The 26,834-nt window shown below is 44.0% G+C and carries 26 protein-coding genes; 20 read left to right on the top strand and 6 right to left on the bottom strand.

What is annotated here, in order from left to right; genetic code table 11:
* The 5 genes from RWY97_RS06690 to tamL form a co-directional block, all read left to right on the top strand.
* On the top strand, nucleotides 1–1,081 hold a 1,081-nt coding region (locus RWY97_RS06690; RefSeq protein ID WP_315566250.1), incomplete at its 5' end, for an outer membrane beta-barrel family protein.
* Nucleotides 1,082–1,299: 218 nt separating this feature from the next.
* Nucleotides 1,300–2,439, top strand: coding sequence for a tetratricopeptide repeat protein (locus RWY97_RS06695; RefSeq protein WP_315566251.1), 1,140 nt, complete (start codon nucleotides 1,300–1,302; stop codon nucleotides 2,437–2,439).
* The gene (locus tag RWY97_RS06700; RefSeq protein WP_315566252.1) at nucleotides 2,436–3,638 is read left to right on the top strand and encodes a tetratricopeptide repeat protein; all 1,203 of its coding nucleotides are present in this window, start codon (nucleotides 2,436–2,438) and stop codon (nucleotides 3,636–3,638) included. Before RWY97_RS06695 ends, RWY97_RS06700 begins: the two co-directional genes overlap by 4 nt.
* Before the next feature lie 15 nt (nucleotides 3,639–3,653).
* Entirely contained in the window at nucleotides 3,654–4,973 is a 1,320-nt protein-coding gene (locus tag RWY97_RS06705) for a DEAD/DEAH box helicase (protein WP_390883273.1), read from the top strand.
* A gap of 304 nt (nucleotides 4,974–5,277) precedes the next feature.
* Entirely contained in the window at nucleotides 5,278–7,500 is a 2,223-nt protein-coding gene (tamL, locus tag RWY97_RS06710) for a translocation and assembly module lipoprotein TamL (RefSeq protein ID WP_315566255.1), read from the top strand.
* On the opposite strand, the gene RWY97_RS06715 is transcribed toward tamL, so the two are convergent.
* Nucleotides 7,473–7,958: a hypothetical protein gene (locus RWY97_RS06715; protein ID WP_315566256.1), complete on the bottom strand. Its 486-nt coding sequence runs from the start codon at nucleotides 7,956–7,958 to the stop codon at nucleotides 7,473–7,475. The genes tamL and RWY97_RS06715 overlap by 28 nt on opposite strands.
* Nucleotides 7,959–8,046: 88 nt before the next feature.
* On the opposite strand from RWY97_RS06715, the gene RWY97_RS06720 reads away from it, so the two are divergent.
* The gene (locus RWY97_RS06720) at nucleotides 8,047–8,853 is read left to right on the top strand and encodes an MBL fold metallo-hydrolase (protein ID WP_315566258.1); all 807 of its coding nucleotides are present in this window, start codon (nucleotides 8,047–8,049) and stop codon (nucleotides 8,851–8,853) included.
* A gap of 78 nt (nucleotides 8,854–8,931) precedes the next feature.
* Here the strand turns inward: RWY97_RS06720 and RWY97_RS06725 are convergent, their stop codons facing one another.
* Both RWY97_RS06725 and uvrA read right to left on the bottom strand, forming a co-directional pair.
* Nucleotides 8,932–9,834: a glycosyltransferase family 2 protein gene (locus tag RWY97_RS06725; protein WP_315566260.1), complete on the bottom strand. Its 903-nt coding sequence runs from the start codon at nucleotides 9,832–9,834 to the stop codon at nucleotides 8,932–8,934.
* Between the two features lie 145 nt (nucleotides 9,835–9,979).
* On the bottom strand, nucleotides 9,980–12,802 hold the full coding sequence (gene uvrA / locus RWY97_RS06730; protein WP_315566262.1) for an excinuclease ABC subunit UvrA: 2,823 nt from the start codon (nucleotides 12,800–12,802) through the stop codon (nucleotides 9,980–9,982).
* 374 nt (nucleotides 12,803–13,176) lie between these two features.
* Here uvrA and RWY97_RS06735 point away from each other — a divergent pair, with 374 nt between their 5' ends.
* The 9 genes from RWY97_RS06735 (at nucleotide 13,177) to RWY97_RS06775 (ending at nucleotide 18,210) form a co-directional block, all read left to right on the top strand.
* A complete protein-coding gene (locus RWY97_RS06735) occupies nucleotides 13,177–13,680 on the top strand; it encodes a DMP19 family protein (RefSeq protein ID WP_315566264.1) in 504 nt (167 codons plus the stop codon).
* 1 nt (nucleotide 13,681) lies between these two features.
* The gene (smpB, locus tag RWY97_RS06740) at nucleotides 13,682–14,161 is read left to right on the top strand and encodes an SsrA-binding protein SmpB (RefSeq protein WP_021583115.1); all 480 of its coding nucleotides are present in this window, start codon (nucleotides 13,682–13,684) and stop codon (nucleotides 14,159–14,161) included.
* Nucleotides 14,162–14,224: 63 nt separating this feature from the next.
* Nucleotides 14,225–14,857: an HAD family hydrolase gene (locus tag RWY97_RS06745; RefSeq protein WP_315566266.1), complete on the top strand. Its 633-nt coding sequence runs from the start codon at nucleotides 14,225–14,227 to the stop codon at nucleotides 14,855–14,857.
* A 118-nt stretch (nucleotides 14,858–14,975) separates the two neighbouring features.
* Nucleotides 14,976–15,836: a type I methionyl aminopeptidase gene (gene map / locus RWY97_RS06750; protein ID WP_390883274.1), complete on the top strand. Its 861-nt coding sequence runs from the start codon at nucleotides 14,976–14,978 to the stop codon at nucleotides 15,834–15,836.
* A 22-nt stretch (nucleotides 15,837–15,858) separates the two neighbouring features.
* On the top strand, nucleotides 15,859–16,884 hold the full coding sequence (gene tsaD / locus RWY97_RS06755; RefSeq protein WP_315566267.1) for a tRNA (adenosine(37)-N6)-threonylcarbamoyltransferase complex transferase subunit TsaD: 1,026 nt from the start codon (nucleotides 15,859–15,861) through the stop codon (nucleotides 16,882–16,884).
* A 38-nt stretch (nucleotides 16,885–16,922) separates the two neighbouring features.
* On the top strand, nucleotides 16,923–17,429 hold the full coding sequence (locus tag RWY97_RS06760) for a CinA family protein (RefSeq protein ID WP_315566268.1): 507 nt from the start codon (nucleotides 16,923–16,925) through the stop codon (nucleotides 17,427–17,429).
* A 139-nt stretch (nucleotides 17,430–17,568) separates the two neighbouring features.
* A complete protein-coding gene (rpmB, locus tag RWY97_RS06765; RefSeq protein ID WP_021582997.1) occupies nucleotides 17,569–17,832 on the top strand; it encodes a 50S ribosomal protein L28 in 264 nt (87 codons plus the stop codon).
* Between the two features lie 5 nt (nucleotides 17,833–17,837).
* Nucleotides 17,838–18,026, top strand: a complete 189-nt coding sequence (gene rpmG, locus RWY97_RS06770; RefSeq protein WP_024991582.1) for a 50S ribosomal protein L33 — start codon at nucleotides 17,838–17,840, stop codon at nucleotides 18,024–18,026.
* Between the two features lie 25 nt (nucleotides 18,027–18,051).
* A complete protein-coding gene (locus tag RWY97_RS06775) occupies nucleotides 18,052–18,210 on the top strand; it encodes a DUF4295 domain-containing protein (protein ID WP_021582986.1) in 159 nt (52 codons plus the stop codon).
* A gap of 617 nt (nucleotides 18,211–18,827) precedes the next feature.
* Here RWY97_RS06775 and pheS read toward each other — a convergent pair.
* On the bottom strand, nucleotides 18,828–19,865 hold the full coding sequence (gene pheS / locus RWY97_RS06780) for a phenylalanine--tRNA ligase subunit alpha (protein WP_315566270.1): 1,038 nt from the start codon (nucleotides 19,863–19,865) through the stop codon (nucleotides 18,828–18,830).
* Between the two features lie 132 nt (nucleotides 19,866–19,997).
* On the opposite strand from pheS, the gene RWY97_RS06785 reads away from it, so the two are divergent.
* The 5 genes from RWY97_RS06785 to RWY97_RS06805 all read left to right on the top strand — a co-directional run bounded on the left by RWY97_RS06785 (nucleotide 19,998) and on the right by RWY97_RS06805 (nucleotide 24,508).
* On the top strand, nucleotides 19,998–20,849 hold the full coding sequence (locus tag RWY97_RS06785) for a DUF4348 domain-containing protein (RefSeq protein ID WP_315566271.1): 852 nt from the start codon (nucleotides 19,998–20,000) through the stop codon (nucleotides 20,847–20,849).
* A complete protein-coding gene (murB, locus tag RWY97_RS06790) occupies nucleotides 20,850–21,866 on the top strand; it encodes a UDP-N-acetylmuramate dehydrogenase (protein WP_021583062.1) in 1,017 nt (338 codons plus the stop codon).
* Complete coding sequence (locus tag RWY97_RS06795) at nucleotides 21,863–22,624, top strand: MBL fold metallo-hydrolase (protein WP_315566273.1); 762 nt, start codon at nucleotides 21,863–21,865, stop codon at nucleotides 22,622–22,624. Before murB ends, RWY97_RS06795 begins: the two co-directional genes overlap by 4 nt.
* 315 nt (nucleotides 22,625–22,939) lie before the next feature.
* Nucleotides 22,940–23,896 (top strand): LuxR C-terminal-related transcriptional regulator, encoded by a 957-nt coding sequence (locus RWY97_RS06800; protein WP_273175542.1) that lies wholly within the window; start codon nucleotides 22,940–22,942, stop codon nucleotides 23,894–23,896.
* Between the two features lie 3 nt (nucleotides 23,897–23,899).
* Nucleotides 23,900–24,508, top strand: a complete 609-nt coding sequence (locus RWY97_RS06805) for a helix-turn-helix transcriptional regulator (RefSeq protein ID WP_021583105.1) — start codon at nucleotides 23,900–23,902, stop codon at nucleotides 24,506–24,508.
* Between the two features lie 42 nt (nucleotides 24,509–24,550).
* On the opposite strand, the gene cls is transcribed toward RWY97_RS06805, so the two are convergent.
* Together cls and RWY97_RS06815 are read right to left on the bottom strand one after the other, a co-directional pair.
* Nucleotides 24,551–25,831, bottom strand: a complete 1,281-nt coding sequence (gene cls, locus RWY97_RS06810) for a cardiolipin synthase (protein WP_315566275.1) — start codon at nucleotides 25,829–25,831, stop codon at nucleotides 24,551–24,553.
* Nucleotides 25,828–26,802, bottom strand: coding sequence for a KpsF/GutQ family sugar-phosphate isomerase (locus RWY97_RS06815; protein ID WP_315566276.1), 975 nt, complete (start codon nucleotides 26,800–26,802; stop codon nucleotides 25,828–25,830). Before RWY97_RS06815 ends, cls begins: the two co-directional genes overlap by 4 nt.
* Between the last annotated feature and the right edge of the window lie 32 nt (nucleotides 26,803–26,834).

The raw sequence follows: 26,834 nt of genomic DNA on the forward strand, positions 1-26,834 counted from the left end.
GATTTACACTCGGATATTTCTGATTAGTTTTGGTTGTTCTATGGTTATAAATACTATATGCGAATGTACCCATACAGGAAGAAATAGTCTTTTTAGTTGTTTCGGTGGTATAGAATCTGTTACAGATGATGAAATCAAGGAGTGTTCTGCCGCGTTCTTTGCCGGATACGATATTACATTGGGCAGTTTCTCAGCGTCTACTGGTATCCGTTATGAGCATACTCGTAGCAAATATTACCAATTTAAAGTATTTAATAAGTCACAGAGTCCCAAATATAATGAATGGTTTCCATCTGTTTCTTTTGGATATTGTCACAACCGTACGGCTTTTCGTATTAGTTATACTACTGAAACACGGCGACCTGCTTACGAAAATCTGTCAGGTAATAGATTATATAATGATGAATACGTTTATGAAGGAGGGAATCCGCTTCTGCGTTTTTCAAAGATTCATACGTTGTCATTAGAAGCTCAATATCGCCGTTTTACTCTTCTGTCTACCTATGCTGATATACATAATGATATCGTTTGGTTGGATCAGCTATATGGTGAAAAGGCAGTTCTTTACACGCCGGTGAATATTCCACGGCGGATGAGATTCCATATGCTGCTGACTTTTGCACATCGGATTCGGTGTTGGCAACCTCGTTATAGTATTGGATTGAGTAAACAGATTCTCAATTTGTCAGAGCAGGGCATCGATAGTCCATTAGGGAAACCTTACTGGATGTTTAAATTTTACAATACATTCCATCTATCTAAAAGTTTCTGGTTAGAGTTGAAATATGGATGTTTTACAACAGGCAATGAATTGACGATGTATAACAAGGCGAGTCATATTCTTTCTGTACTTGCGTATAAGTATTTTCTCAAAGATAAACTTTCTGTTCGTTTGAAGATCAATGATATTCTCAAAACTCATCACAATAAAAATATCTATCAAGGTATTAATATGATGATAAATCGAACTGCTTATCTTGACACGCGCAGCATCAGTCTCACATTTGCTTATCGCTTTAATACTGCGGATAGCAAGTATAAAGGAACAGGAGCGGGGAAAAGAGAGAAAAAAAGGTTATGATAGTGATAGAAAGTTACCTTGGCTTTTATCTCTCTGATAATTTCAATCCTCTTACAGGCTTATCGAAAAGTTGAGTATTAATATTATTATGAATAATAGCAATAAAGTGAAATCTCATTATTATTGTGTGTAAAATTATAATAAATTATGAGCACTTCTTCCGTATTGACATATTATTTTTTTATATTTGCAAATAATTTTTAATTATGTCATTTCAGATGAAATCAAAGATATTGATCTGTATTTTCCTTTTTGCTTGGGTGAAAATAGCTGTGGGGCAGGGGCTTACGAATGTAGAGAAAGCACGCTCGCTGAATGGACAGACGAGCCGATTATTGGAGATATTAGCTGCCACTGGTGATTCTGCTGTTTATTATTCTACTGCAATGGATGCTGTTAAGACAGCAATGTTGTGTGATTTTTATGATAGTAAACCCGACGGGCGAGGTACGGTGAAACCGTTGTTTCGGACGTCGAATGCGAAGCGACTGGGGCCGATCAGAGACCGACTAGTGGAAGGGGGATTGTTTTACTATAATCATCGGCGCAATGATGAGGCAATGAAAGCATTCGAGTTGTATATTGAAACGGCGGGAAAGCCACTGTTTAAAGACGCAGGACAGGAGTTGGGATTAGTGACTTATTATGCAGGTTTGCTGTCGTACGGGATGAAAGACTATGCTAAAGCTGAGTATTATACAGATTTGGCGTTGCGAAATCCGAACTATGCACGGGATGCAGCCGAAGTGAAAATCAATTGTATGAGGGACCAATTGGCGAGCAAGGGTGATTCGATGAGGTATGTTAAAGCACTTACCGAATTACACAAAAAGGCTCCGGAAAACAATAATTATTTCTCAATGCTGGTTGAATATTATACTTCACCAGGGCGGCAAGACGATTTGGAGCGGTTTGTTAAGAATGAATTGCAGCGTGATTCAACCAATAAGACACTATGGGTGTTACGGGGCGAGGCCGAGATGAAACGTCGTGAGTGGGATCGGGCGATTGCATCTTACAGACGGTCGGTAGTTCTTGACTCAATGCTTGTGCCCTCCTTATATAATATCGGAATCTGTTTCTGCTCCAAAGCGATGGCTATGAAAGACTCGCTTGTAGACAAACGAGGACGACTTACAAAAGTTGCCCGTGTAGCGATCAGGAATCAGTTTGGGGCAGCCTTACCGTATTTGGAACGGGTACGGCAGTTAGATCCCAATCGAAAAATGGTAGACTGGGCAATACCGTTGTATCAGATCTATTTTGTTTTGGAAGATAAAGACAAGGTTGATCAGTTAGAGCCGTTGCTTCGGCAAAATGAAGATCAAATGGGAGAGGATAAAGAGACGAAAAAATGAGAGGATTACTGACGATTGCAATACTGATATTTTGTGTCTTCGGAGCTGCTGCCCAGAAGAAAGAAATAGCCCTTGCAAAGGATTGGGTGAAGAAAGGAACAAATCTTCCCCAAGCTGAACAGATGATGAGAAAACTACTTGGCGACAGTGTCAACCGTACGAATGAGAAGATCTGGATAGTGCTTTTCGAGGCGATTAAGAAGCAATACGACCAGGGAAACGAGCGGCTCTATCTTCGGCAATCTTGTGATACCGCGACGCTGTTCGTGCTCGGCAAAAAGATGTTTACCATTTTGGAGGGGCTCGATTCGCTTGATTCGCGTCCTGATGCAAAGGGACGAGTACGCCCGAAACTGCGAGATAAGAATGCAGAACTGCTGAATGACTATCGTGTCAATCTATTTAACGGCGGTGTATATTTCATCAATAAGCATGCTTATGGAGATGCTTATGACTTCTTTCATACCTATTTAGATTGTGCCGATCAACCGCTTTTCACGCGTTATCAGTATGCTGAAAGAGACAAACAGATGCCGCAGGCTGCTTATTGGGCCGTTTATTGTGGCTATAAGCTGAAAAATCCGTTGGCCACTTTGCGTCACGCAGACCTGGCTTTGAAAGATACGGTGCATCATAATTATATGTTACAATACCTTGCAGAGACTTATAAAATAGAAAAAGACACAACTCGCTATATTGAAATGTTGAAAGAAGGCTTTGAGAAATATCCTAAATTTCCATTCTTTTTTTCTCGACTTATTGCATATTATTCAGATAAAAGTGATTTGACCAAAGCGATGGAGGTGACCGACAGGGCCTTGGCGGTAGATAGTACGAGTGTTATTTTTCGTTTCGCTAAGAGTTCTCTGTTGCTGGGAATAGGTCGTTATTCAGAGTGTATACGGCTGTGTGATGAGCTGATAGCCGCTAACGACAGCCTTGCCGATGCTTATTTGAATGCCGGCTTGGCGTATTTTGATCAGGGAGTAGAACTCGACAAGAGCACACAGGTATCTGCACGGCGTAAGCAAGCTATTTTAACGTATTATCAGAAAGCCTTGCCATACTTAGAAAAATATCGTGCGCTTGTGCCGGAGCAATGGAATAAGTGGGGAATCCCACTTTATACGATTTATTTGAATCTCAATATGGGTAAAGAGTTTGATGAAATAGACCGAATGTTGAAAAGTGACCGATAGAGAATTAATATGAAGATGGATATTAGACAGACATTAGATAAGTTGGGCTTTGCCGATTTGAATGCGATGCAGAAGAATGTGTCAGATGCCTTTCTACATTCGGATAAAGACATAATAGTACTCTCGCCCACAGGATCGGGTAAAACCTTGGCCTATCTGCTGCCATTGATGCAAATCCTCGATGCTGCGAGCAGTGAGGTACAGGCTGTCGTTATTGTTCCCGGACGTGAATTGGCCTTGCAGTCGGCTATGGTGCATCAAAGCTTAGGTAGTGGACTGCGGTCTTGTGCCTGCTATGGAGGTAGGATGACTATAGATGAGCATCGTACGCTGAAACAGGTGAAACCGCAGATCATCTTTGCAACACCAGGGCGTTTGAATGATCATCTCGACAAGGGAAATATCAGTCCTGGTGCAGTTAAATTCCTGATTATCGATGAGTTCGACAAGTGTTTGGAGATGGGATTTAACGAGGAAATGAAAGCGATCATAGAGAAATTACCGTATATCGAGCGCAGAGTGTTGTTATCGGCGACCGACGCTGAGTTAGTCCCGAAGTTTGTTCATATAGGTCATAGCATCCGAATTGATTATTCAGATACCGACAACCAAGTGCCCGAACGTGTACATATATATAAGGTGTCGAGTTCGGAGAAAGATAAATTAGATACGTTGAATGGTTTGTTGCGCAGTCTCGGCAATGGCAGCAGTATTGTTTTCTTGAATTATCGGGATAGTATAGAGCGCACTGATAACTATCTTGTAGAGCAGGGATTTACGACAAGTATATTACATGGAGGAATGGATCAGAAGATGCGCGAGAATGCTCTATATAAGTTTTCAAATGGTTCGGCTAATATACTTGTCAGCACAGACTTGGCGTCTCGGGGGCTTGATATTCCCGATATAGATAATATTATTCATTATCATTTACCTGAAAGCCAGCAGGGATACGTACATCGGGTGGGACGTACGGCCCGCTGGAAGAAATCGGGTAGAACCTTTTTCATCTTGGGACCAAACGAAATAATGCCTGAGTACATTCACGACGAACCGGAAGTTTATGCAATCCCGACGGAATTACCTCCCCCATCACTCCCTCGGATGGCTACGTTGTATATCGGAAAAGGAAAGAAAGATAAAATAAGCAGAGGCGATATTGTTGGTTTTCTGTGTCGAAAAGGTGGCTTAAAAGGTTCTGATATCGGACGCATCGATGTGAAAGAACGCTATGCTTATGTTGCTATTGCGCGTGAAAAAGCAGATCATCTGCTTGTACGGATAGCTGGTGAAAAAATCAAAGGTGTCAAAACCATCGTAGAATCTGTGCGATAATATGATAACCGAAGTAAAGCTTTGGCAACATTCATAAATTCACAGCTTCTCATTTGCAGTTAATCACCGTGCAATTAACTGTTAATCATCTTCTAAGTAAGCGTTAATCATCGTGTAACTAACGGTTAATCACACTGCGATCAACATCAAATAACCGTGCGTTTAACGGTTAATTGCACAGTAAAAAGAATCCTATCACATTACGCCTCTTCTTATTTTCTCCATTCACCTCTTGTGACTTCCGATAAATTTCGTACCTTTGTAACATTTAAGAGTTGACAGATTGGATTTCCAACGCATTATAATGAACGTATGTTTCGCCCGTAATTTTATTGCTGGCCTGTGCTTCATAGCATCGGTTATCACGTTGGTATCGTGCTCAGCTACCAAGTTTATACCGGAGAAAGCCTATCTTTTGGAGCGGGTAAAAATCAAATCGACTGACAAAACACTGAATACCGCCTATTTAGAACCGTATATTCGGCAGAAGACCAACTCACGATGGTTCTCTCTTTTTAAAGTTCCGATGGGAGCTTATGCACTCTCCGGGCGCGACACCACACGCTGGATCAACCGTACACTGCAACATATCGGCGAACGACCGGTGATTTTCGATACACTACAAGCACGGCTCTCGTGTAACGATTTGCGCACAGCTTTACAGAATATGGGCTATATGAATGCCACAGTCGATCTCAAAACGCACGTCCGCGGCAAACGACTCAAAGCTATTTATACACTTCAGCCCGGCGAGCCTTTCCGTATCGGGACAATTAAATACGATATTCAAGACACATTGATAGCCCGTATCCTCAACCTGAACAGCCCGCAAAAACAAGGTCTGAAACCTGGGATGCAGTTCACCGTAGACCATCTTGACGCCGAGCGCAAGCGTCTAACAACACTTCTGATGGATAGTGGTTACTATCGCTTTCATAAAGATTTCATTCAGTATGAGGCCGACTCAACTCGCCAAAGCAAGCAAGTCGATCTCACACTACGTCTTTTGAAATATCGTACTACAAGTGAATCGCCCGAGACTTTGCATCCACGCTACACCATTCATCAAGTGAATTATCTGAGCAACGACTCCACACGGCTCCACCTCCGACGTCGAGTCTTAGAGCATAACACGGCTATCAAGACGGGCGAACCTTTCTGTGCAGCCGACTTACAACGCACATATAACAACTTTGCAAGGCTTCAAGCCGTTCGATTTACCAATATCCGGTTTGTCGAACAACCCGATACGACACTCTTGGATTGCAACATTCAGATTAGCACCAACAAACCTTCGACACTCTCTTTTCTGCCCGAAGGTACCAATACTGCGGGAGATTTCGGAGCCGCTGCATCTTTAACGTATGAGAATCGCAATCTTTTCAGGGGTAGCGAAACATTCAGCGTGCAGCTGCGCGGCGCTTTCGAGGCCATCACCGGACTTGAAGGCTATCAGAATAACAACTATAAAGAGTACAGCGTTGAGACCCGATTGGGATTCCCCCGATTTGTAGCGCCCCTCCTTTCGCGGGCTTTTCAACGTCGGAGTAGCGCCACCTCAGAGCTGGCTTTGAGTTGGAACTTGCAGAATCGACCGGAGTTTCATCGTCGAGTCTTCTCTGCCTCGTGGCGATATAACTGGACAGAGCCTCGCTATCATACGTCATACAGATTAGACATTATCGATCTCAACTACGTCTATATGCCCTGGATCAGCGAGACCTTCAAGCAGAATTATCTCGATAATGCCACGAGTCGCAACGCTATTCTACGTTACAATTACGAAGATCTGTTTGTGATGAAAATCGGATTCGGTCTCACTTACAACAACGGAGTCAATGTTCTTCGGGCCAATGTAGAATCGGCGGGTAATCTGCTCAATGCTGTTTCACGTCTCACAGAGATGAAAAGGAACAGCAACGGACAATACACCTTATTTAATATTGCCTATGCCCAATACACGAAATTTGATTTCGACTACACCCATTTACTGCGTTTCGACACTCATAATCTGCTCGCTCTGCACGCGGGAATAGGTTTGGCGTATCCTTATGGCAACAGTAAAGTATTGCCGTTTGAGAAAAGATATTTCTCGGGTGGAGCCAATTCGGTGCGTGGATGGGGTGTACGCGGACTCGGACCGGGCAAGTTTCGCGGAACAGATGGTGCCATCGACTTCATCAATCAGACCGGAGATATGAAGATAGATTTGAATGCCGAGCTACGCACTTACCTCTTTTGGAAATTCGACGGGGCCTTTTTCATTGATGCAGGAAACATTTGGACGCTCCGTAATTACGCTGATCAGCCCGGCGGACAGTTTAAGATCAACGAGTTTTACAAGCAAATTGCCGTGGCCTACGGACTGGGATTGCGTCTCAATTTCAATTATTTCATTCTGCGACTCGATATGGGTGTGAAAGCCGTTAACCCTGCTTACACTATTCGCAAAGAACATTTTCCCCTCTTTCATCCGCGTTATGCCCGCGACGTTTCATTTCATTTCGCCGTCGGTCTGCCGTTCTGAGAATATGGAAGTGCAGTTAAATGCACCATCCATCGACCATTTCGACACACCACGGGGAGCTGAAAATCAGCCTTATTAACAAATTGTCCTGCATTGCCTACGGTGTCCATACGCAGGTAGTGACTGACAGTAAGAGATACGATGGCCGTAGAATCGCCGAGGCCGAACTTGATATCATTGATCTGATGACTTGCTCCCTCATCTTGCGCACGCAGAATATCCACATCAGATTGCTGCACATTGGTAGATGCAAAACGTAGCCACGATTCCGATTCGGGCGTACAATAAGGCAAAGCCTGCTTGAATTGCCAATTATAATAATGTGTAGCAAACGAGTCAACAACTGCTTTCAGTTGACTGTCAGTATCTGAACGACTGCACGAAATGAGATTCACTATTGTGAGAAACAAGATGATTGCAACTGCCGAACAATGCTGAATGTGATGAATATAACGCATATAAAAACCTTAAAATATCGCCAAAGGTAAAGAAAATGCTTGGTATTTCCAACGCTTTTACTTACTTTTGTCCATAAAAAAGAATGAAATGCTGAAGTTTATATCATTCGGCAGCGGGAGCAGTGGCAACTGTTACCTCCTCTATACCGAATCAGACGGACTCTTGATAGATGCAGGTATCGGTGTGCGTACGCTGAAAAAGTATTTTAAAGATCGCGGTCTGTCATTCTCAAATATACATCATATCATCATTACTCACGACCATGCAGATCACGTTAAGTCCGTAGGCAGCCTGAGTCGAGACTACGGAATTCCTGTATTTGCTACACATCAAGTGCACGCAGGCATTGAACGCAACTATTGCGTAAGGCATAAAATCGCTGCGGAATACGTGAAAGTAATCGAGAAGGGCATACCTTTTCACTTAGGAGATTTCGAGATTCGTCCTTTTGAAGTACCTCACGACAGCAGCGATAATGTAGGTTATCAGATCAAATATGGCAATACCGTCTTCTGTTTAATGACCGATATAGGACACATAACGGATGAGATGAAAGAAATGATCAGCACTGCCCACTATCTGATTATCGAAGCAAACCACGACCGCGAAATGCTGATGGAAGGCCCATATCCACAACATCTCAAAGAGCGCGTCATCGGACCGACCGGTCATTTATGCAATGGAGATTGTGCAAAGGCCATTGCCGAGAACGTTACTGAGAGTCTGAAACACGTGTGGTTATGCCATCTGAGCGAAGAGAACAATCATCCTGAACTGGCTCGCAAGACAGTTGAACAGATTCTTCGCAGTTACGGCATCGTCGCAGGCAAAGATTTTGCTTTGGATATATTGAAAAGAAAAATGCCGAGTGAAATTTATGAGATTGGTGAATGACGAAAAATAAGGAATCAAAAATGAAAGTTTATCTCTCGATATCCTTCTCATTCAGCATTGCAATCAATCTTTCATCTTTCATTCTTCAGCTCCCATCCCAATGAGCAAATAACCCAATCGATAAAGATTGAACAGGAAAACAGATGGGTGTTTGCCACAAAGTCGCTGCCGCCAAACCGATTGTCGATAACGAAATAAGGCTAAGAAAAGGGATGCAAAACCGTATCTTTGCATCCATTCGGCCATAGTAAGCAAAGCAGAATAACCTCTGAGTTGATTGCGAAAAGCAGCCAACGTGTCGAGTGCTTCTTCTGTTTTCGCGATGAATGCGGCATTATCGTCGTATCGGAAATAAGCAACGGGATTATAGATGTGGGTCACTTGAATGCCGTTTTGCTGTAAATACTTGCCCCAAAGCACGTCTTCGTAACCATAGTTGCGCATTTCCTCACAAAAAGGAAATGTACGGATTACATCTCGATCGACCATAAAATTCGTTGTACGAAATGACTGATAGGGATATTGCCGACGTCGATTTAAAGGGCGTTTTTCCATATAACGGCGCTCGTAAAGATATCTCAGACAATGCCGTACATCTTCATCGGCATCTCCCACGGCAATACCCCCGCAAATCACCTGTCCCTTACCGTCTGTCGACAAATAGCATTTCAGAAAATCGTTACTGATAATTCGCACATTACTGTCGATGAAAAGCAACCACGAATAACGTGCAGTCTGTGCCAGAAAATTACGAATAGCCGACCTCCCAAGATTCGATTCGCGGGCCACATAGCGACAATTCGGCCACACATCGATACACGCGTTGACAGTCTTTATGCGCTCATCAGTCGACCCGTCATCAGCAACGACGATTTCATAGTTGATATATCGAAGCCTTTGTGCCTGTTCGTTCAACGCTCGAACGAGGTCGACGCAACGACAATTATATGTGGGTATGAGTATGGATAATTCGGTCTTCATATTCAATTAACAAAAGATGTTCAATCGATTAACGGCTTTTCACCCTGCGATTAACGGTTAATCGACAGACAACTAACAGTTAATCGAATTGCAACTAACGGTTAATCACGAGGCAACTGACAGTTAATCACAAGACGAAAAGCCGTTAATTCAAAACCTCTTTCAAATATTTACCGGTGACGCTTGCTGCACATTGCGCCACCGTTTCAGGTGTTCCGGCACACACAAGATTGCCACCTTTATCGCCACCATCGGGTCCGAGGTCGATAATATAGTCCGCACACTTGATGATGTCCATATTATGCTCGATGACAATAATGCTGTGTCCGCGTTCGATCAGCGCATCAAAGGCTCCCAACAGTCGTTTGATGTCGTGAAAATGCAGACCTGTTGTGGGCTCGTCGAAGATGAAAAGCGTGGGCTCGGGCTGCTCCTGAGCGATGAAATAAGCCAATTTCACGCGCTGGTTTTCGCCACCCGAGAGTGTAGACGAATTTTGCCCAAGTTTGATATAGCCTAAACCAACCTCCTCCAACGGCTTCAGTCGAGCTACAATGGTTTTCTGTTTGTGGGAACCGAAGAACTCAATAGCCTCTGAAACCGTCATATCCAACACTTCATTGATGTTCTTTCCTTCAAACCGAACGTCTAAAACATCTTGCTTGAAACGTTGCCCGTGACAAGTATCGCACTCTAAAATGAGATCGGCCATAAACTGCATCTCAACCGTAATAACACCTGCACCTTTGCACTCTTCACATCGGCCGCCCTCAACATTAAATGAAAAATACTGCGGCGTGAAGCCCAACTGCTTGGCCAAAGGTTGCTCAGCAAAGAGTTGGCGAATAGCTTCGTAAGCCTTGACGTATGTCGCCGGATTAGAGCGCGTACTCTTTCCGATGGGATTCTGATCAACAAACTCCACATGCTTGACCTGTTGCCAATCGCCATCGAGCGAAATATATTCGCCCGGGACATCGGCAACTTCATCGAGATGACGCTTCAACACGGGATAGAGAATACCTTTGACAAGCGATGATTTACCGCTGCCACTCACACCAGTAACCACGTTAAACACGTTAAGCGGGAATCGGACGTTGATGCCGCGCAGGTTGTTCATCCGCGCACCGGTCAGTTCAATGGCTCTGTTCCACGACCTGCGGGAGGACGGGACGGGAATTATCTCGTGGCCGGTAAGATATTTGATGGTGTGAGAACGCGGAAATTGTGCGATCAAAGCATCTGCATCGGCCTGCAACAGGCTGTTATCGCCTTCATAAACGATCTCTCCACCAAGCCGGCCTGCATCCGGACCAACGTCTATGAGATAGTCAGCTGCACGCAGAATGTCTTCGTCGTGCTCCACAACGATGACCGTATTGCCCAACGATTGCAATTCTTTTAAGACCCGAATCAGCCGGAAAGTATCTCGGCTGTGCAATCCGATACTCGGCTCATCAAGGATATAAAGCGAACCGACAAGTGAACTTCCTAACGAAGTAGTGAGATTGATGCGTTGGCTTTCACCACCACTCAACGTATTGGATTGACGATTCAACGTGAGATAACCTAATCCGACATCGACGAGAAAACGCAATCGGTTGTTGATTTCAACGAGCAACCGCTTGGCAATTTCTGCATCGTGCGCCTCTAATTGCAGGTTATCGAACCACGCTTTAAGATTGACTATCGGCATCTCTACTAAATCAGTGATGCTCATTCCGCCCACTTTCACCCATCGAACTTCCTCTTTCAATCGCGTACCATGACATCTTGGGCAAACCGTTTTGCCGCGATACCGACTCATCATTACGCGATATTGAATCTTATATTGATTCTCTTTTACCATCTGGAAGAATGCGTCGATATTGATTTGTTCGTGTACATCAAGGCCGATTTCAGACGGAAGACCGTGCCAAAGCATATCTTTCTGCTTTTGGGTGAGTTTATAGTAGGGTTCGAAAATCGGGAAATCATCCTTTGCGGCACGCTTACAAAACTCATCTTTCCATACGCCCATCCGGTCGCCGTGCCAACATTGCACGCATCCGTCATACACACTCAGCGTAGAGTTAGGAATGACTAACTTCTCATCGATGCCAATTACGTTGCCGAATCCTTCGCATTCGGGACACGCGCCAAGCGGCGAGTTGAACGAAAACATATTGTCGTTGGGCTCTTCAAAACACATACTGTCAGCCTCAAAACGCGTGGAGAAATCGTAAGTGATATTCGATGGCAGAAACAAAAGTCTGCATTCGCCATCACCTTCATATATCGCCGTCTCAGCAGAGTCGATTAATCGCGATACCGAGTCTTTGGCATCGTCTACCGCCATTCGGTCAATCAGCAACCAAAGTCCGTCAGCCTGCAACTTTGTTTTGCGCGGTTCGGCCAGAAAGTCGTCAATACGCACAAAGTCGTTACCCGTCCATAGACGCGAATAACCTTGCTGCATCTCCATCTCCAATTGCCGTTCAACCGTTCGATCGCCTGTCACGCGCAGCGGTGCAAGAATCGCAAACTTCGTACCTTGGGAATATTTCCGAGTGCAGGCAAGTATGTCTTCCGTAGAGTGTTTCTTCACTTCCTGACCTGAAACGGGTGAGAACGTACGACCAATGCGGGCGAAAAGCAAGCGAAGATACTCATAAATCTCTGTTGAAGTACCTACGGTCGACCTCGGATTGCGCGAATTCACTTTCTGTTCAATGGCGATAGCAGGTGGCAAACCTTTGATAAAGTCACACTCGGGTTTGCTCATTCGTCCCAGGAATTGCCGTGCATAGGCTGATAAAGATTCCACATACCGCCGCTGTCCTTCGGCATAAAGCGTGTCAAAAGCCAATGAAGACTTACCCGACCCACTCACTCCCGCAATGGCAATAAACTTATTTCGCGGGATATCGAGGCTCACATTTTTAAGATTATTGACGCGTGCGCCTTTGATTTTTATATATTCTTTCATCCGTCATCACTGTCGTTTAGAAACGACAAAGTTACGGATTTTCGGCGAGAAACGAATCATTGATTCCCGAGATATTGAGAGAAACTTTATTACAGACTTCTGGTTCTTATTCTTTATTAATACTTTAACCTTTTATCTTTTTGCAATTCATAGAATAATCCGCATTGCATCAACACTGCAATCATCAAAAATTAAATCGATTGCAGGAAGTCTTACTCTTATATTCTTTTTCTCTTTTGCCTGAAAAATTGTTCTTTCTGTTAGTCATTGACTCAGACTTAACAGCTCGAATTGAATTAATCTTCCAGATAAGTTCTGTTTTTAGCGTGATTTTCAGTACCTTTGCCATCTGAAATTTACTTGTTTACGAATTTATGAAAGAGGTTAAAATCGAAGATATAAAACTGAAACAAGCAGCAAAAAAGGGAATGGATGACTTCCTTGCGGCGTTTGTCGATGCCATTTATGTAACTATCGGTGGTGAATTGACAGTTAAAACAATGAGCGAACTATCAACAGATCAACTCACATTGCTGGCTTATAGTATTCTGCGTGACGAGGTGATGGACGGCGGTTTTATACAACTAATTCACAATGGATACGGCGGTTTCATCTTCCGAAACCCTTTCGGAAAAATGATTCGCAATTGGGGGCTCGTTGATTTATATAAACTTGTGAACAAAACACATAAACTTTATAACAAATTCCACACCGAAATCGAGCGTGATTGCACTGACGATGAATTTATGGCAATGTTCGAACGCTTTGCCGAATTTGATCATTGCGATGACATTTTCGTTGAGAACGAAGAGAAATGGACAGCGACAGTGGCACGATATGTGGATGAACACATTGGCAACTTTGCACAAATCGTATGATATGAACAAAGAAGAACAAGCGCTTCGGAAGAAAAGTCCGATACAAATAAGAAACAAAAAGGCATCATTCGAATATTTTTTCGTCGACACCTATACCGCCGGAATCGTCCTGACCGGCACCGAAATCAAGTCGATTCGACAGGGTAAGGCTTCGCTGGTCGATACGTTTTGCTATATCAATAATGGCGAAGTGTGGGTCAAAGGAATGAATATCTCACCTTATTTTTACGGTTCTTTCAGTAATCACGAAGCCAAACGCGACCGTAAATTATTGTTGAATCGCCGTGAAATACGTAAACTTCAAGAAGCGACTAAGGCTCCGGGGTTTACCATTGTGCCCACATTGCTGTTCATAGACAATCACGGACGAGCGAAAGTTGACATCGCTTTAGCACGCGGAAAGAAAGAATTTGACAAACGACAAACACTGAAAGAGAAAGAAGATCGCCGCGAAATGGATCGTGCAATCAAGCATTTTTAATGACTTGCACAGCAGACTTTCACAATAAATATCCACAGAAGCGACATTGATTAAAATTAATATATGATACGAAACATTATTTTCGATATGGGCGGTGTAATCATTACGATCAACCACCAACAGGCAGTCGTCCGCTTCAAAGCATTAGGCCTGAAAGATGCTGACCGTCAACTCGACCCTTACGAACAGCAAGGCATCTTCGGTGATTTGGAAAGTGGAAAGATCAATACAGCTGAATTTCAATCCGAATTGGGCCGACAAGTAGGTCGCGAGTTGACATATGACGAATGCAGTTATGCATGGTTGGGATTCGTACAGGATGTACCTGTCAAGAAATTGAAGACGCTTGAAAAGCTGAGACACGACGGTTACCGAGTCATCTTATTATCAAACACCAATCCTTTTGTGTCCGATTGGGTCGAGAGCAATTGCTTTTCTTCTGAGAGAAAGCCGTTAGGAAATTACTTCGATGCGGAGTATAAAAGTTTTGAACAGCATTTGATGAAACCCGATGAAATGTTTTTCCGTCGTGTATTGACACAAGAAAACGTTCTGCCCAGCGAGACATTATTCGTCGATGACAGCCCGCGCAATGTTGCAGCAGCCAGTGAACTGGGTTTCAAAACATTCTGCCCGAAAAACGGAGAAGACTGGACTGAGAACATTTACACCTATCTCAATCCGCAGAAAATATAAAGTCAAGCCTGTTAGGAAGCATAGAACAGACGATTTAAAAATGTATAAAAACCTTTATTAGAACCGTTTTATCTCTTTGCTTTTTACTACCTTTGTACTGTTTTAATATTCAATAATAATGTTGAAAAAGAAAAGGAGATGGCATTGTCTACCCGGTCAGCCGATCACTGATCTCGACAGACAAGTGATGTATTGGGAAAATAAAGGCAAAGAGGTGCCTACCCGTGAACTGATTAAGACACCAGAACAGATCGAGGGAATCAGAAAGAGCGGTGTGGTTAACACCGGAGTATTAGACGAAGTGGCCAAAAACATACACGTGGGAATGAACACGCTCGAAATCGATCAGCTTTGTTATGACTATTGCACAGCACACGGCGCTGTACCGGCGTGTCTCAATTACGAAGGATTTCCTAAAAGTGTGTGCACCAGTATAAATGAAGTGGTGTGCCACGGAATACCCAAAGAGGAGGATATTTTACAAGAAGGAGATATCATCAACGTAGATTTCACCACCATTCTCGATGGTTATTACGCCGATGCTTCGCGCATGTTCATCATTGGGAAGACCTCACCTGAGAAAGAACAGTTGGTTCGTGTGGCTAAAGAATGTCTCGAAGTGGGAGCCGAAGCAGCTAAACCTTATGGCTTTGTGGGAGACATCGGGCACGCCATTGAGAAACACGCAAACAAGTATCACTACGGAGTGGTACGCGATTTGTGCGGCCACGGTGTGGGACTTGACTTCCACGAAGAGCCTGATGTAGTACATTTCGGACACCGAGGTACGGGTATGCTGCTTGTACCAGGTATGGTTTTCACCATCGAACCAATGATCAATATGGGCACGTGGAAAGTGTTTATCGACGCCGATGACCCCTATGGATGGGAAGTTATTACCGGAGACGATAAACCATCGGCCCAATGGGAGCACACATTTGTGATGACCGAACACGGCGTAGAGATATTGACGCATTGACAATTGATAGGAAAACAGGGCGATGAAAGATATATATATATTAGGAATCGAAAGTAGTTGTGACGACACTTCGGCAGCAGTGCTCCGTAATGACGTACTTCTGAGCAATGTTACTGCATCCCAAGACGTGCACAAAGCCTATGGAGGTGTAGTGCCAGAGTTGGCTTCCCGCGCACACCAACAGAATGTAGTGCCCGTCGTTGATCAAGCCATCAAACGGGCGGGAATCGCCAAAGAGCAACTCAACGCCGTGGCTTTCACACGCGGTCCGGGCCTGATGGGATCATTATTGGTGGGTGTCAGCTTTGCCAAAGGATTCGCACGGGCCTTAAATATACCGCTGATCGATGTCAATCATTTGCAGGGACACGTAATGGCCCATTTCATTAAAGAGAACGACAACGACCAAACGGCGCCGCCATTCCCATTTCTTTGTCTGCTCGTTAGTGGCGGAAACTCACAGATTGTCAAGGTAAACGCTTATAATGATATGGTTGTTTTGGGGCAGACTATCGACGACGCAGCCGGCGAAGCCATTGACAAGTGCTCAAAAGTAATGGGCTTAGGCTATCCAGGCGGCCCCATTATCGATCGTCTTGCACGACAAGGCAACCCATTGGCTTTTCACTTCTCTGAACCACATATCCCCGGAATGGATTACAGTTTTTCAGGCTTGAAGACCTCATTCTTATATAGCCTCCGCCGATGGATGGCTGATGACCCTGACTTTATCGAACATCACAAGAACGATCTGGCTGCAAGTCTCGAACATACCATTGTAGATATTTTGATGAAAAAACTGCGAATGGCCGCCAAACAGACCGGTATCAAGCACGTAGCAGTGGCCGGCGGTGTGTCGGCCAACAACGGGTTACGCAACGCTTTTCGCGAATATGCCGATCGATATGGCTGGGCTATCTATATACCCAAGTTCAGTTATACCACCGACAACGCCGCAATGATCGGTATAACAGGATATTATAAATATTTGGATCACGACTTTTGTAGCATCGACAAACCTGCATTCTCAAAAGTTACATTCCAATAATGACACATAAAATTTACTCAAATTCAATATAAACAATCGTGGATTTAGAAAGCAAAGTATTGAGCAAGGAGATTCAACAGAATTTCTATGATACCGGCCAAACGCTGGGTACAGCCGAGAGTTGTACCGGCGGGCGCATTGCCGAGGCGATTATTGCCGTGCCGGGCGCCTCGAATTATTTTAAGGGAGGCATTATTTCTTACGCCGATGAGGTAAAAGAGGCACTCCTGCACGTGAATCATCAAACCCTCGAAGAGAAGACTGCCGTAAGTGAAGAGATTGCCATCGAGATGGTGAAAGGCGTATGCGATACATTGAAAGTAGACTACGCAATCAGTGCAACAGGCATTGCCGGTCCTGGCGGTGGCACTCCCGAAATTCCGGTCGGTACCATTTGGCTCGCATTCGGAACCAAAGACGATGTCGAAACATTCAAACTTGAAGAGGATTTCGGCCGTGATATCAACCTAGCCATCGCTACTAACAAGGCACTCCGGTTGTTTCTCGAATATTACAAGAAACGTAATCAGCCCACCGAAGAATAATCTCTGTGGTGCAATTCTATCCGTAAAAATGTTTAATTCAGCATATTCTTTTAGGAAATATTTTGTCAATCCGAGAATAAATTGTAATTTTGCACTCTGTTTGGAATAAGTATCAAAAAACGAAAAAATTTAGATAGCGATGTCGAAAATTTGTCAGATTACGGGAAAGAAGTCACATATCGGAAATAATGTGTCTCACTCAAAGCACCGTACAAAGCGTAGCTTTGACGTCAATCTCTTCACAAAGAAGTTTTATTACGTTGAAGAAGGTTGCTGGATCAGTCTCAAAATCAGTGCGGCCGGTCTTCGTCTTATTAATAAAGTCGGCTTGGACGCAGCATTGAAAAAAGCTGTTGCCAATGGTTATTGCGACTGGAAAGACATTAAAGTTATAGGAGAATAATCAAGATGGCAAAGAAAACAAAAGGTAACAGAGTACAAGTGGTCTTAGAGTGCACTGAAATGAAGAACAGTGGGCTGCCCGGTACGAGTCGTTATGTGACCACAAAGAACCGTAAGAACTCACCTGAGCGTCTTGAATTGAAGAAGTATAACCCCATCTTGAAGAAGATGACGCTTCACAAAGAGATTAAGTAAACAACAAGAATAATCACATAGAACTATGGCAAAGAAAGCGGTCGCAACCCTCCACGAAGGCTCAACGGACGGTCGCGCATATACAAAGGTTATCAAAATGGTTCGTAGTCCGAAGACTGGTGCTTATGTTTTCGATGAGCGAATGGTGCCCAACGAGGCGGTAAAGGACTTTTTCAAGAATTGACAGTTTAATTAAACAATGATACAGAAGGGTTGCAACTATGGGTTGTGACCCTTTTTGTTTTCTTGTTTTGAATACAACTAAAGCAACATAAACATCCGTCCTTTCTTTACCTAAAATCGACACAATGACAGTCCAACACACTTTCTTCAATGAGATATCCGCATATTGGATATAATTTCCGTTCGGTTGCGATACCAAACGAAGTAAACCACCCTACCCTAACAACCAGCCACTCTCCCAAAAGAATAAAATAAGATTCTTTTATAGTATAATACGCAAGTTCGGAATAAGCCCGAACTTAGACCTTGCGAGTTTACTTATCCCAAACTGGCATATACAATGAAAACACATTATATCCGAAACACATTTCAATTAACCGTTAAATACGCTGCAATTAACCGTTAAACGCACACCAACTAACCATTGAATGCCGTATGATTAACAGTTAATCATACGGCATTCAACAGTCTATTATCATATTACCTATTACGGGCAAATGAGCAGATCTATGTTTTATAAAAATGTGGATTGGTTTCTCGTTCTTAAATTCGACAACTTTTATCCTCTCGTTTGAGAAGAATAAGTCTCTTAATCATTGTTTCCAAAACCTTAAACACTTAATTTGCTGCTTCAAACTCACGTAAGAAGCGAACATCGTTTTCAGAGAACATACGTAGATCAGCCACTTGATATTTGAGATTCGTAATACGTTCAATACCCAAACCGAATGCATAGCCAGAATAAACAGTACTGTCTATACCACAGGCATCGAGCACATTAGGATCTACCATACCGCAACCAAGGATTTCAACCCAACCCGTGTGTTTACAGAATCCGCATCCTTCACCGCCGCAAATATGGCAAGATATATCCATTTCGGCACTTGGTTCGGTGAACGGGAAATAGCTCGGACGCAGCCGAATCTTTGTATTCTCACCGAAAAGTTCACGTGCAAAGGTGAGAAGAACCTGCTTCAAGTCGGTGAATGACACGTTTTTGTCTACATAAAGGCCCTCTAACTGATGAAAAAAGCAGTGTGCGCGGGCACTGATAGCTTCGTTGCGATAGACTCGTCCGGGGCAAATCACGCGGATAGGAGGCTGATGTGTTTCCATATAATGACTCTGGTCGTTGCTCGTGTGTGAACGAAGCAAGATGTTGCGAGTTACATCATTAGAACTCTGTTCAATGAAAAAAGTATCCTGCATATCACGAGCAGGGTGATCAGCTGCGAAATTCAGTTTGGTGAATACGTGTAAATCATCGTCGATCTCGGGCCCTTCAGCCAAAGTGAAACCCATCCTTTGAAAGATGTCTATAATCTGATTCCTGACGATTGTCAATGGGTGGCGCGTGCCGAGCGGCAAAGGATAAGCCGTTCGGGTAAGATCGAGTGCTTCGCCGTCGCTTTCTGTCGTGGCATTCTGCTCTTTCAGCGCGTTGATTTTATCGATGGCAGCCTGCTTGAGTTCGTTGATCTTGATACCGACAGCTTTCTTTTGGTCAGCCGCCACGCTGCGGAAGTCAGCCATTAAAGCCGTAATTTCACCTTTCTTACTGAGATATTTAAGTCGGAGTTGCTCTATTTCCTCTGCATTTTGTGCTGAGAGCGCCTGCACTTCACGAAGAAGTCGATCTATTTTGTCAGTTATCATTATCTCGTTGTCATTAAAATTACCTGCAAAGTTAATATTTTTACAGCAAAGTAAGAAACATATCGAAATAAAGTTGTACATTTGCAACGATTTGAGAGACGTATTAAAAGTGATTTATAAGGAATAAATGAAATGAGAAAAAGTGCGTTCTTTTTCGTTCTTGCAGCAGTGATGACGCTCATAGGTTTCCCTCTCGGTGCTTGCTCTGATAAGAAACCGGCGGCCGATACTACGGTCGTCGACTCGATACCTGCGGACACCGTTACGGCCGACACGTTGGAAACGCTGATCTCGGAGACACCGATGCCCAAGGCTGCCGATGAATTGTTCGACGATTTCATCTTCAATTTCGCAGCCAATCGCAAGTTGCAGCTCGCACGAATCAAATTTCCTCTTGCAGTGGAAAATGGCGGACGCGTAACTTATCTCGACCGGAAGCACTGGCGGATGGAGCATTTTTTTATGCGACAAGGCTATTACACACTGATTCTCGACAATCGCCGACAGCTGAAACTGATGAAAGACACGACTATCAACCGCGTGACCATCGAGAAGATTTACTTCAAGAACAAAGCACTCACACAATTTGTTTTCGACCGGTTGAGTGGCCAATGGATGATGACGAGTATTCGGCACACGACCGTACAACAAAATCAGAATGCTTCCTTTTTGCAATTTTACGAGCGTTTCTCGGTCGACAGCGTTTTTCAAGTGGCCAGTATGAACGATTTGGTAGAGTTTACCAGCCCCGATCCCGACGATGATTTCAGTACACAGACGGGCTCGATTGTACCAGATCAATGGCCCTCGTTCAAGCCGGAGCTTATTCCTTCGGGCGTGATTTACAACATTCTTTATGGTCAGAAATATACGGAGAGCAATCAAAAGATCTTTGTAATTCGCGGTATTGCCAGCGGAATGGAAGAAGAACTCGTGTTTCGTAAACGGGGTGGAGCGTGGAAACTGATGGAATTTAACAGTTAAATGAAAGATTTCAGAGATTATAGCCTGTTGTGTCATAATACATTCGGCATCGACGCGCAGTGTCAGCGGTTTGTTGAGTTTGCATCGGTCAAAGAGCTTCAAACCCTCGTCCGTTCGCTCACGACAGCAGATCAGCCGTTACTTGTTATCGGCGGCGGCAGTAATCTGCTGTTTACAGCCGACTATCCGGGAACCGTTCTGCATTCAGCAATCCGTGGCGTAGAGATCGTCGACAGCGATCTGACAAACCATTACATTCGTTGTGGTTCAGGCGAAACGTGGGACGATATTGTGGCCCAATGTGTTTCGAACGGCTGGTACGGCGCAGAAAATCTGTCATTGATTCCCGGCGAAGTGGGTGCCAGTGCCGTTCAAAATATCGGGGCTTATGGAGTCGAGGTTAAAGATCTCATCGTTCAGGTCGAGGCTGTGGAAATCGCGACGGGCCGACAGGTTTCGTTTACCAATGTCGAGTGCTGCTATTCCTATCGAAAAAGCCGTTTCAAAGATGATTGGAAAGGGCAGTTCATCATTACCTATGTCACTTACTGTCTTTCCAAAACTTTTCATCCGCGCTTAGATTACGGCAACATTCGCGCGGCTTTGGCCGAACACGGCATCTCTGAACCGTCTGCCACCGAACTGCGCAACACCATTATTGCCATTCGGCAAGCTAAACTTCCCGACCCGAAAATAGAGGGAAACGCCGGGAGTTTCTTTATGAACCCTATCGTTTCGACACAGAAATACTTGGATCTAATACATACTTATCCGACAATACCTCATTACACCGTTGATACCGAACACGAAAAGATTCCTGCCGGATGGTTGATCGACCAATGCGGATGGAAAGGCCACACGCTTGGAAAGGCCGGAGTGCACGACAAACAGGCGCTCGTTCTTGTCAACAAAGGCGGTGCCACGGGTGCCGATATCGTACATTTGTGCGACACGATTCGGCAAGACGTCTTACAGAAATTCGGTATCGAGATCAAGCCGGAGGTGAATATTCTATGAGATTGACGTTTCTCGGCACAGGAACTTCGGGTGGTGTACCGTCTATCGGATGTGATTGTGCTGTCTGTCGCAGTACCAATCCGCACGATAAACGCCTACGCTCGGCTGCTCTTTTAGAGACAGATACGACACGAATTCTTATTGATAGCGGACCCGATATTCGTCAGCAATTGCTCGCACAGCCTTTCCGCAAGATCGATGCCGTACTTCTTACACACATTCATTATGATCACGTGGCGGGCATCGACGATTTGCGACCTCACTGTATATTCGGAGATATCAATATTTATGCCGACAAAAGCACTGTAAAAGGGTTGAAACAGACAATGCCTTATTGCTTTACGGACAAATTATATCCCGGAGTTCCGCTACTGAAACTGCATACCATCGTGCCACATCAGCACATTAGCATCGGAGATATAGAACTGCTCCCCATTCAAGTAATGCACAATCGACTGCCCATTCTCGGTTATCGGTTCGGTAGATTGGCCTATATCACAGATATGAAAACGATTGATGCGGACGAGTTGAGGTATCTGCAAGGCGTAGAAACACTTGTAATCAACGCATTACGGTTTGAAAAAGAGCATCATTCTCATCAACTTGTAGCCGATGCTATCAAATTTTCGCATCGTATCGAGGCACAACGCACCTATCTGATTCACGTCACTCATCAGATCGGTTTTCACGATGAAGCCAACCGCCGATTACCCGCCGGATTTCAATTTCCCTATGATGGAATGGAAATTGAAGTATAATTTCCCTATATATTGTAATAAAATATGTTTTCTAACATAAAGAATTATTTGTTCAAAGACGAAAAAAGACGTACTTTTGCAAATGTTATCCTGAATACAATCTTTTTACCTTAAAAGAAAGCTAATACCTATTGAGATTAAATGCTCCCTCTGTGAAGAGGGGGCATTTATTGTTTTTGAATTTTCCTTTTGGATTATACGCGTCTTAAAAAATCACCGATTTATGGGCCTCAAATGAAAATTACTTATTTATTATTATTGTATGAATCAATTTTTTTTAGTTACTTTGCAACACGTACGTAAATGAATGTTTCGATGAAGAACCAGAAAATGTATGAGGCTGACGATAAAATGATCAACCTGATAAAAGATAATTACGATTTGTTACAAAGTCTCGGGTCGTTCGGTATCAGTTTAGGCTTCGGCGACAAAACTGTACGGGAAGTCTGCGAAGACCAGAAAGTAGACACATATACGTTTTTAGCCGTTATAAATTTCACAATCAATGGTTATCGAGATTTTGACGATACCGACCGCCTTTCAGTACCGACACTGATTCAATATCTGCGGGCTTCGCACGAGTATTACCTTGATTTCCAATTGCCTAATATCCGTACAGGGTTAGTGAGTGCATTGGATGAAAAAGATAATCTGGCTCGTTTAATACTCAAACTCTTTGATGAATACTCGCACAGTATTCACTCTCATATGCGCTATGAGGAGAAAACAGTATTCCCCTATGTAGAGTCTTTAATGAAGAATGATGTTAATGGCAATTACGATATCGACACTTATTCTCAGCATCACGGGCAAACCGATCAGAAACTGCGCGAATTAAAGAATATTATTATCAAGTATCTACCGAGCGACGGACGGCACAATAATCAATTGGTGGCAACGCTTTATGACATATATAATAATGAGCAATGGCTGTCTCGGCACGCAGAGGTAGAGGATGAAATCTTTGTTCCGGTGATTCGGAAGATGGAACAGAAGTTCAAACAGAACGATGTGTCGGTCAAAATATCCAGTATGATCAGCCAGAATCCTGACAATGCCGACACACTGAGTGACCGCGAGAAAGACGTCATCGTAAGTTTGGTGCAAGGAATGACCAATAAGGAAATCGCCGATCACCTGTGTATATCCATCAATACGGTGATTACACATCGACGGAATATCGCACGCAAATTGCAGATTCACAGTCCGGCAGGACTCACTATTTATGCCATCGTCAACAATTTAGTGGATATTTCTACCGTCAAGTTATAGTCAATGAAAGGTAAGATGAACGCAGGACGGCCCCGAGTAGCAATTATCGATCCCAATACCTTAGCCGTTTTGGGACTAAAACAGATATTAGAGAATGTAATGCCGATAATGACTATCGAGACATTCGATTCGTTTGAAAAGCTGAGTAAATCGAAAGCCGACGATTTTGTACATTATTTCGTAGCCGTAAATGTGGTTTTAGGTAGCGGTCAATTCTTCTTTGAACGTCGTCATCGCACAATAGTCCTGACCACATCCAATAATCCCAATACCCAGTTAAGCCATTTCCATAGTCTTTGTATCAATGTACCGGAAGAGCAATTAGTACGTTCTATCCTTGCACTTGAGCAGGCAGCACACGCCAACGGTAAAAATCTCCCACCACTTCCGAGAGTTCTACGCGCAAAGGTTTTAACCGATCGCGAAATCGAAGTACTGTCACTGATCGTGCAAGGATTTATTAATAAAGAAGTTGCCGACCAACTCAATATCGGAATGACAACCGTAATTACACATCGTAAGAACATTATGGAAAAGCTGGGAATGAAGAGTGTGAGTGCGCTTACCATTTATGCCGTAATGCACGGATATGTAGACATCAATAAAATTTAGCCTTTTAATCTTGTGGAGATAGGGTGATGGACTTTTACAACATCACAAGAATGGAGCAAGAAGATGGGCAAACCAACCGACAAACTTCTTCCACGGACTGCGGAAACGATTCCACGACGCTTGGGTGAGAAGAAAGCTCTGCGCTTTATCGCGATCGAAGAGATGCGAAAGTTGAGCCGTAGTACAACGATCGATGATGACGGCATTCTCTTCATAGTCGAAATTGAGACTTCGGGCATTGAGATTGGCACTACCGACAGTGCAGAATCGCCCATCAACCATAATGACTTTAGTATGATGAAAGCCTGGCGTGTACATCCAAACTCGCACGCCGTGGCGCATCAGTTGATGCACATTGTAAAACACACAGTCAGGCGTGAGCGGAATATCACTATGAGTCGACACCATAATCTCGACCTTTACGCCTCGTTTAACGGCACGGCGTAGTGCCCGTTTCAGTGTGGCGTTGAGTGTGAGATAGGGATTAATGAGCTTAATACTGTCTTTGGCACCATTGATGGCATCGGTATAAAAGCGACGGATAATAGTGTTGCTGGTATGCGGTTCGCGGTTGATGATGCCCACCATTTTATGACCGGCTGTATTGCAAGTATCAGGTTTCAAACCGATAAAATGTCCATCGTTCAATCCACCACGATAATATTGCGCCCCCTGGATGTTCTGATGCGTAGTCTTATTCCACATCCGAAGAAAAATTCGTTGCAAACTGTTCACCTCATTGCCCTCAAGTCGGCAATGCATATCATTCCAAGTACCGACAACGCGCGTACCTTTTATATAATAGTCGGCCACATTCATTCCACCGGTATAGGCTATTTGTCCATCGATAACAACGATTTTTCGGTGATCACGGTGAAATATATGGTTGACGAAAGGAAACCGAATGGGATCGAACTCATAGATTTCTATCCCCCGACGACGTATATCTTGGATTTGTTTACGTCTTAGCGGTCTGTTGTTCGAATCATTTCCGAACCCATCAAACAGAGCTCGCACCTCGACTCCCTCTTGCGCCTTTTCTTCCAAAAGATTGAAAAGAAGATTGGCAATAGAGTCGTTTCTGAAATTGAAATATTCGAGATGAATGCTACTCCGGGCCTGTCGAATGGCTTTGAAGAGATCATCGAATTTCTCTTGGCCACTTGTCAACAAGGTTACAGAGTTGTTACACGAGAACGTGATGCCCTCTTTGCGAAGTTGATTGACAATGACTGAATCAGCTGTTTGTGCATACGCGAATACCAAACACCCCAACAGAAGTATGAAAAAAATAACGTAACGTTTCAAAAATTGAGGTCTCATAACATACAAGAGTAGTGATCTACCACCCCTAAGAGATGGTTTTCACCGTCTACAACCAGCACCGTGTGAATCTTATATTCGTGCATCATGCGCTGAATCTCAGTGATTTTAGTGTCAGGAGAAACCGATTTCGGTTTGCGAGTCATTATGTCACTGACGGTCTTATCAAAGAAATGAGCCTGCCAACGCTCCATTGCGCGACGAATATCGCCATCTGTTATCAAGCCTGTAACTTTGTTGTCGATCAGCGCAACTCCCAAACCCAACTTGCCTTTACTTACGTGTATGATGGCTTCTCCTAAGTGCATATTCTGCGGAATGACCGGAAGCTCATTGCTGCGCATCACATCTTCGGCTGTGGTGAGCAGTCGTTTTCCCAGCTCTCCACCCGGATGGAACTGCGCAAAGTCTTTCGGTCGGAAGTCTCTTACCTGCATCAGCGCTACGGCCAACGCGTCACCCACAGCAAGGACAGCCGTTGTACTGCTCGTGGGAGCAAGATTGAGCGGGCACGCTTCTTTCTTTACCCACACCTTGATATGCACATTGCTATATTTAGCTAACAGCGAATCGGGATTGCCACTCATACCGATAATAGGCACGTGCATATGCAACACCATTGGGATAAAGCGTAATAACTCATCGGTTTGACCTGAATTGCTCAGTGCCAAAACGATGTCATCGGGCGTCATCACACCTAAATCGCCGTGATAAGCATCCAAAGGATTGATGAAAAAAGCCGGTGTACCAGTGCTCGAAAGCGTAGCCGCGATCTTTGCTCCGATGTTACCGCTCTTTCCAACGCCCGTTACAATAATCTTACCGCGACATCGGTACATCATCTCTACGGCTCGATCAAAGTTCTCATCGAGTTGCGGAATCAGGTCGATCAGCGCTTCAGCCTCGTCTTTCAAACACTGTATCGCATATGCACGAACCTCTTTTAATCTATCAAGTGCTTTGTCGTTCATCTTTGTATTGCGTTATTTAGCTGACGAGTTGA

This window comes from Hoylesella pleuritidis (assembly GCF_963541955.1).
GTDB lineage: Bacteria > Bacteroidota > Bacteroidia > Bacteroidales > Bacteroidaceae > Prevotella > Prevotella pleuritidis.

What these genes read in the sequence shown, in the direction of transcription:
- RWY97_RS06815 (WP_315566276.1), bottom strand. Translation starts at nt 26,802, where the DNA reads ATGAACGACAAAGCACTTGATAGATTAAAAGAGGTTCGTGCATATGCG.
- RWY97_RS06785 (WP_315566271.1), top strand. Translation starts at nt 19,998, where the DNA reads ATGAGAAAAAGTGCGTTCTTTTTCGTTCTTGCAGCAGTGATGACGCTC.
- RWY97_RS06795 (WP_315566273.1), top strand. Translation starts at nt 21,863, where the DNA reads ATGAGATTGACGTTTCTCGGCACAGGAACTTCGGGTGGTGTACCGTCT.
- RWY97_RS06705 (WP_390883273.1), top strand. Translation starts at nt 3,654, where the DNA reads ATGGATATTAGACAGACATTAGATAAGTTGGGCTTTGCCGATTTGAAT.
- RWY97_RS06695 (WP_315566251.1), top strand. Translation starts at nt 1,300, where the DNA reads ATGAAATCAAAGATATTGATCTGTATTTTCCTTTTTGCTTGGGTGAAA.
- RWY97_RS06715 (WP_315566256.1), bottom strand. Translation starts at nt 7,958, where the DNA reads ATGCGTTATATTCATCACATTCAGCATTGTTCGGCAGTTGCAATCATC.
- RWY97_RS06745 (WP_315566266.1), top strand. Translation starts at nt 14,225, where the DNA reads ATGATACGAAACATTATTTTCGATATGGGCGGTGTAATCATTACGATC.
- smpB (WP_021583115.1), top strand. Translation starts at nt 13,682, where the DNA reads ATGAACAAAGAAGAACAAGCGCTTCGGAAGAAAAGTCCGATACAAATA.
- pheS (WP_315566270.1), bottom strand. Translation starts at nt 19,865, where the DNA reads ATGATAACTGACAAAATAGATCGACTTCTTCGTGAAGTGCAGGCGCTC.
- tsaD (WP_315566267.1), top strand. Translation starts at nt 15,859, where the DNA reads ATGAAAGATATATATATATTAGGAATCGAAAGTAGTTGTGACGACACT.
- uvrA (WP_315566262.1), bottom strand. Translation starts at nt 12,802, where the DNA reads ATGAAAGAATATATAAAAATCAAAGGCGCACGCGTCAATAATCTTAAA.
- map (WP_390883274.1), top strand. Translation starts at nt 14,976, where the DNA reads ATGTTGAAAAAGAAAAGGAGATGGCATTGTCTACCCGGTCAGCCGATC.
- rpmB (WP_021582997.1), top strand. Translation starts at nt 17,569, where the DNA reads ATGTCGAAAATTTGTCAGATTACGGGAAAGAAGTCACATATCGGAAAT.
- RWY97_RS06700 (WP_315566252.1), top strand. Translation starts at nt 2,436, where the DNA reads ATGAGAGGATTACTGACGATTGCAATACTGATATTTTGTGTCTTCGGA.
- RWY97_RS06775 (WP_021582986.1), top strand. Translation starts at nt 18,052, where the DNA reads ATGGCAAAGAAAGCGGTCGCAACCCTCCACGAAGGCTCAACGGACGGT.
- RWY97_RS06725 (WP_315566260.1), bottom strand. Translation starts at nt 9,834, where the DNA reads ATGAAGACCGAATTATCCATACTCATACCCACATATAATTGTCGTTGC.
- RWY97_RS06720 (WP_315566258.1), top strand. Translation starts at nt 8,047, where the DNA reads ATGCTGAAGTTTATATCATTCGGCAGCGGGAGCAGTGGCAACTGTTAC.
- tamL (WP_315566255.1), top strand. Translation starts at nt 5,278, where the DNA reads ATGAACGTATGTTTCGCCCGTAATTTTATTGCTGGCCTGTGCTTCATA.
- RWY97_RS06805 (WP_021583105.1), top strand. Translation starts at nt 23,900, where the DNA reads ATGAAAGGTAAGATGAACGCAGGACGGCCCCGAGTAGCAATTATCGAT.
- murB (WP_021583062.1), top strand. Translation starts at nt 20,850, where the DNA reads ATGAAAGATTTCAGAGATTATAGCCTGTTGTGTCATAATACATTCGGC.
- RWY97_RS06800 (WP_273175542.1), top strand. Translation starts at nt 22,940, where the DNA reads ATGAAGAACCAGAAAATGTATGAGGCTGACGATAAAATGATCAACCTG.
- cls (WP_315566275.1), bottom strand. Translation starts at nt 25,831, where the DNA reads ATGAGACCTCAATTTTTGAAACGTTACGTTATTTTTTTCATACTTCTG.
- RWY97_RS06735 (WP_315566264.1), top strand. Translation starts at nt 13,177, where the DNA reads ATGAAAGAGGTTAAAATCGAAGATATAAAACTGAAACAAGCAGCAAAA.
- rpmG (WP_024991582.1), top strand. Translation starts at nt 17,838, where the DNA reads ATGGCAAAGAAAACAAAAGGTAACAGAGTACAAGTGGTCTTAGAGTGC.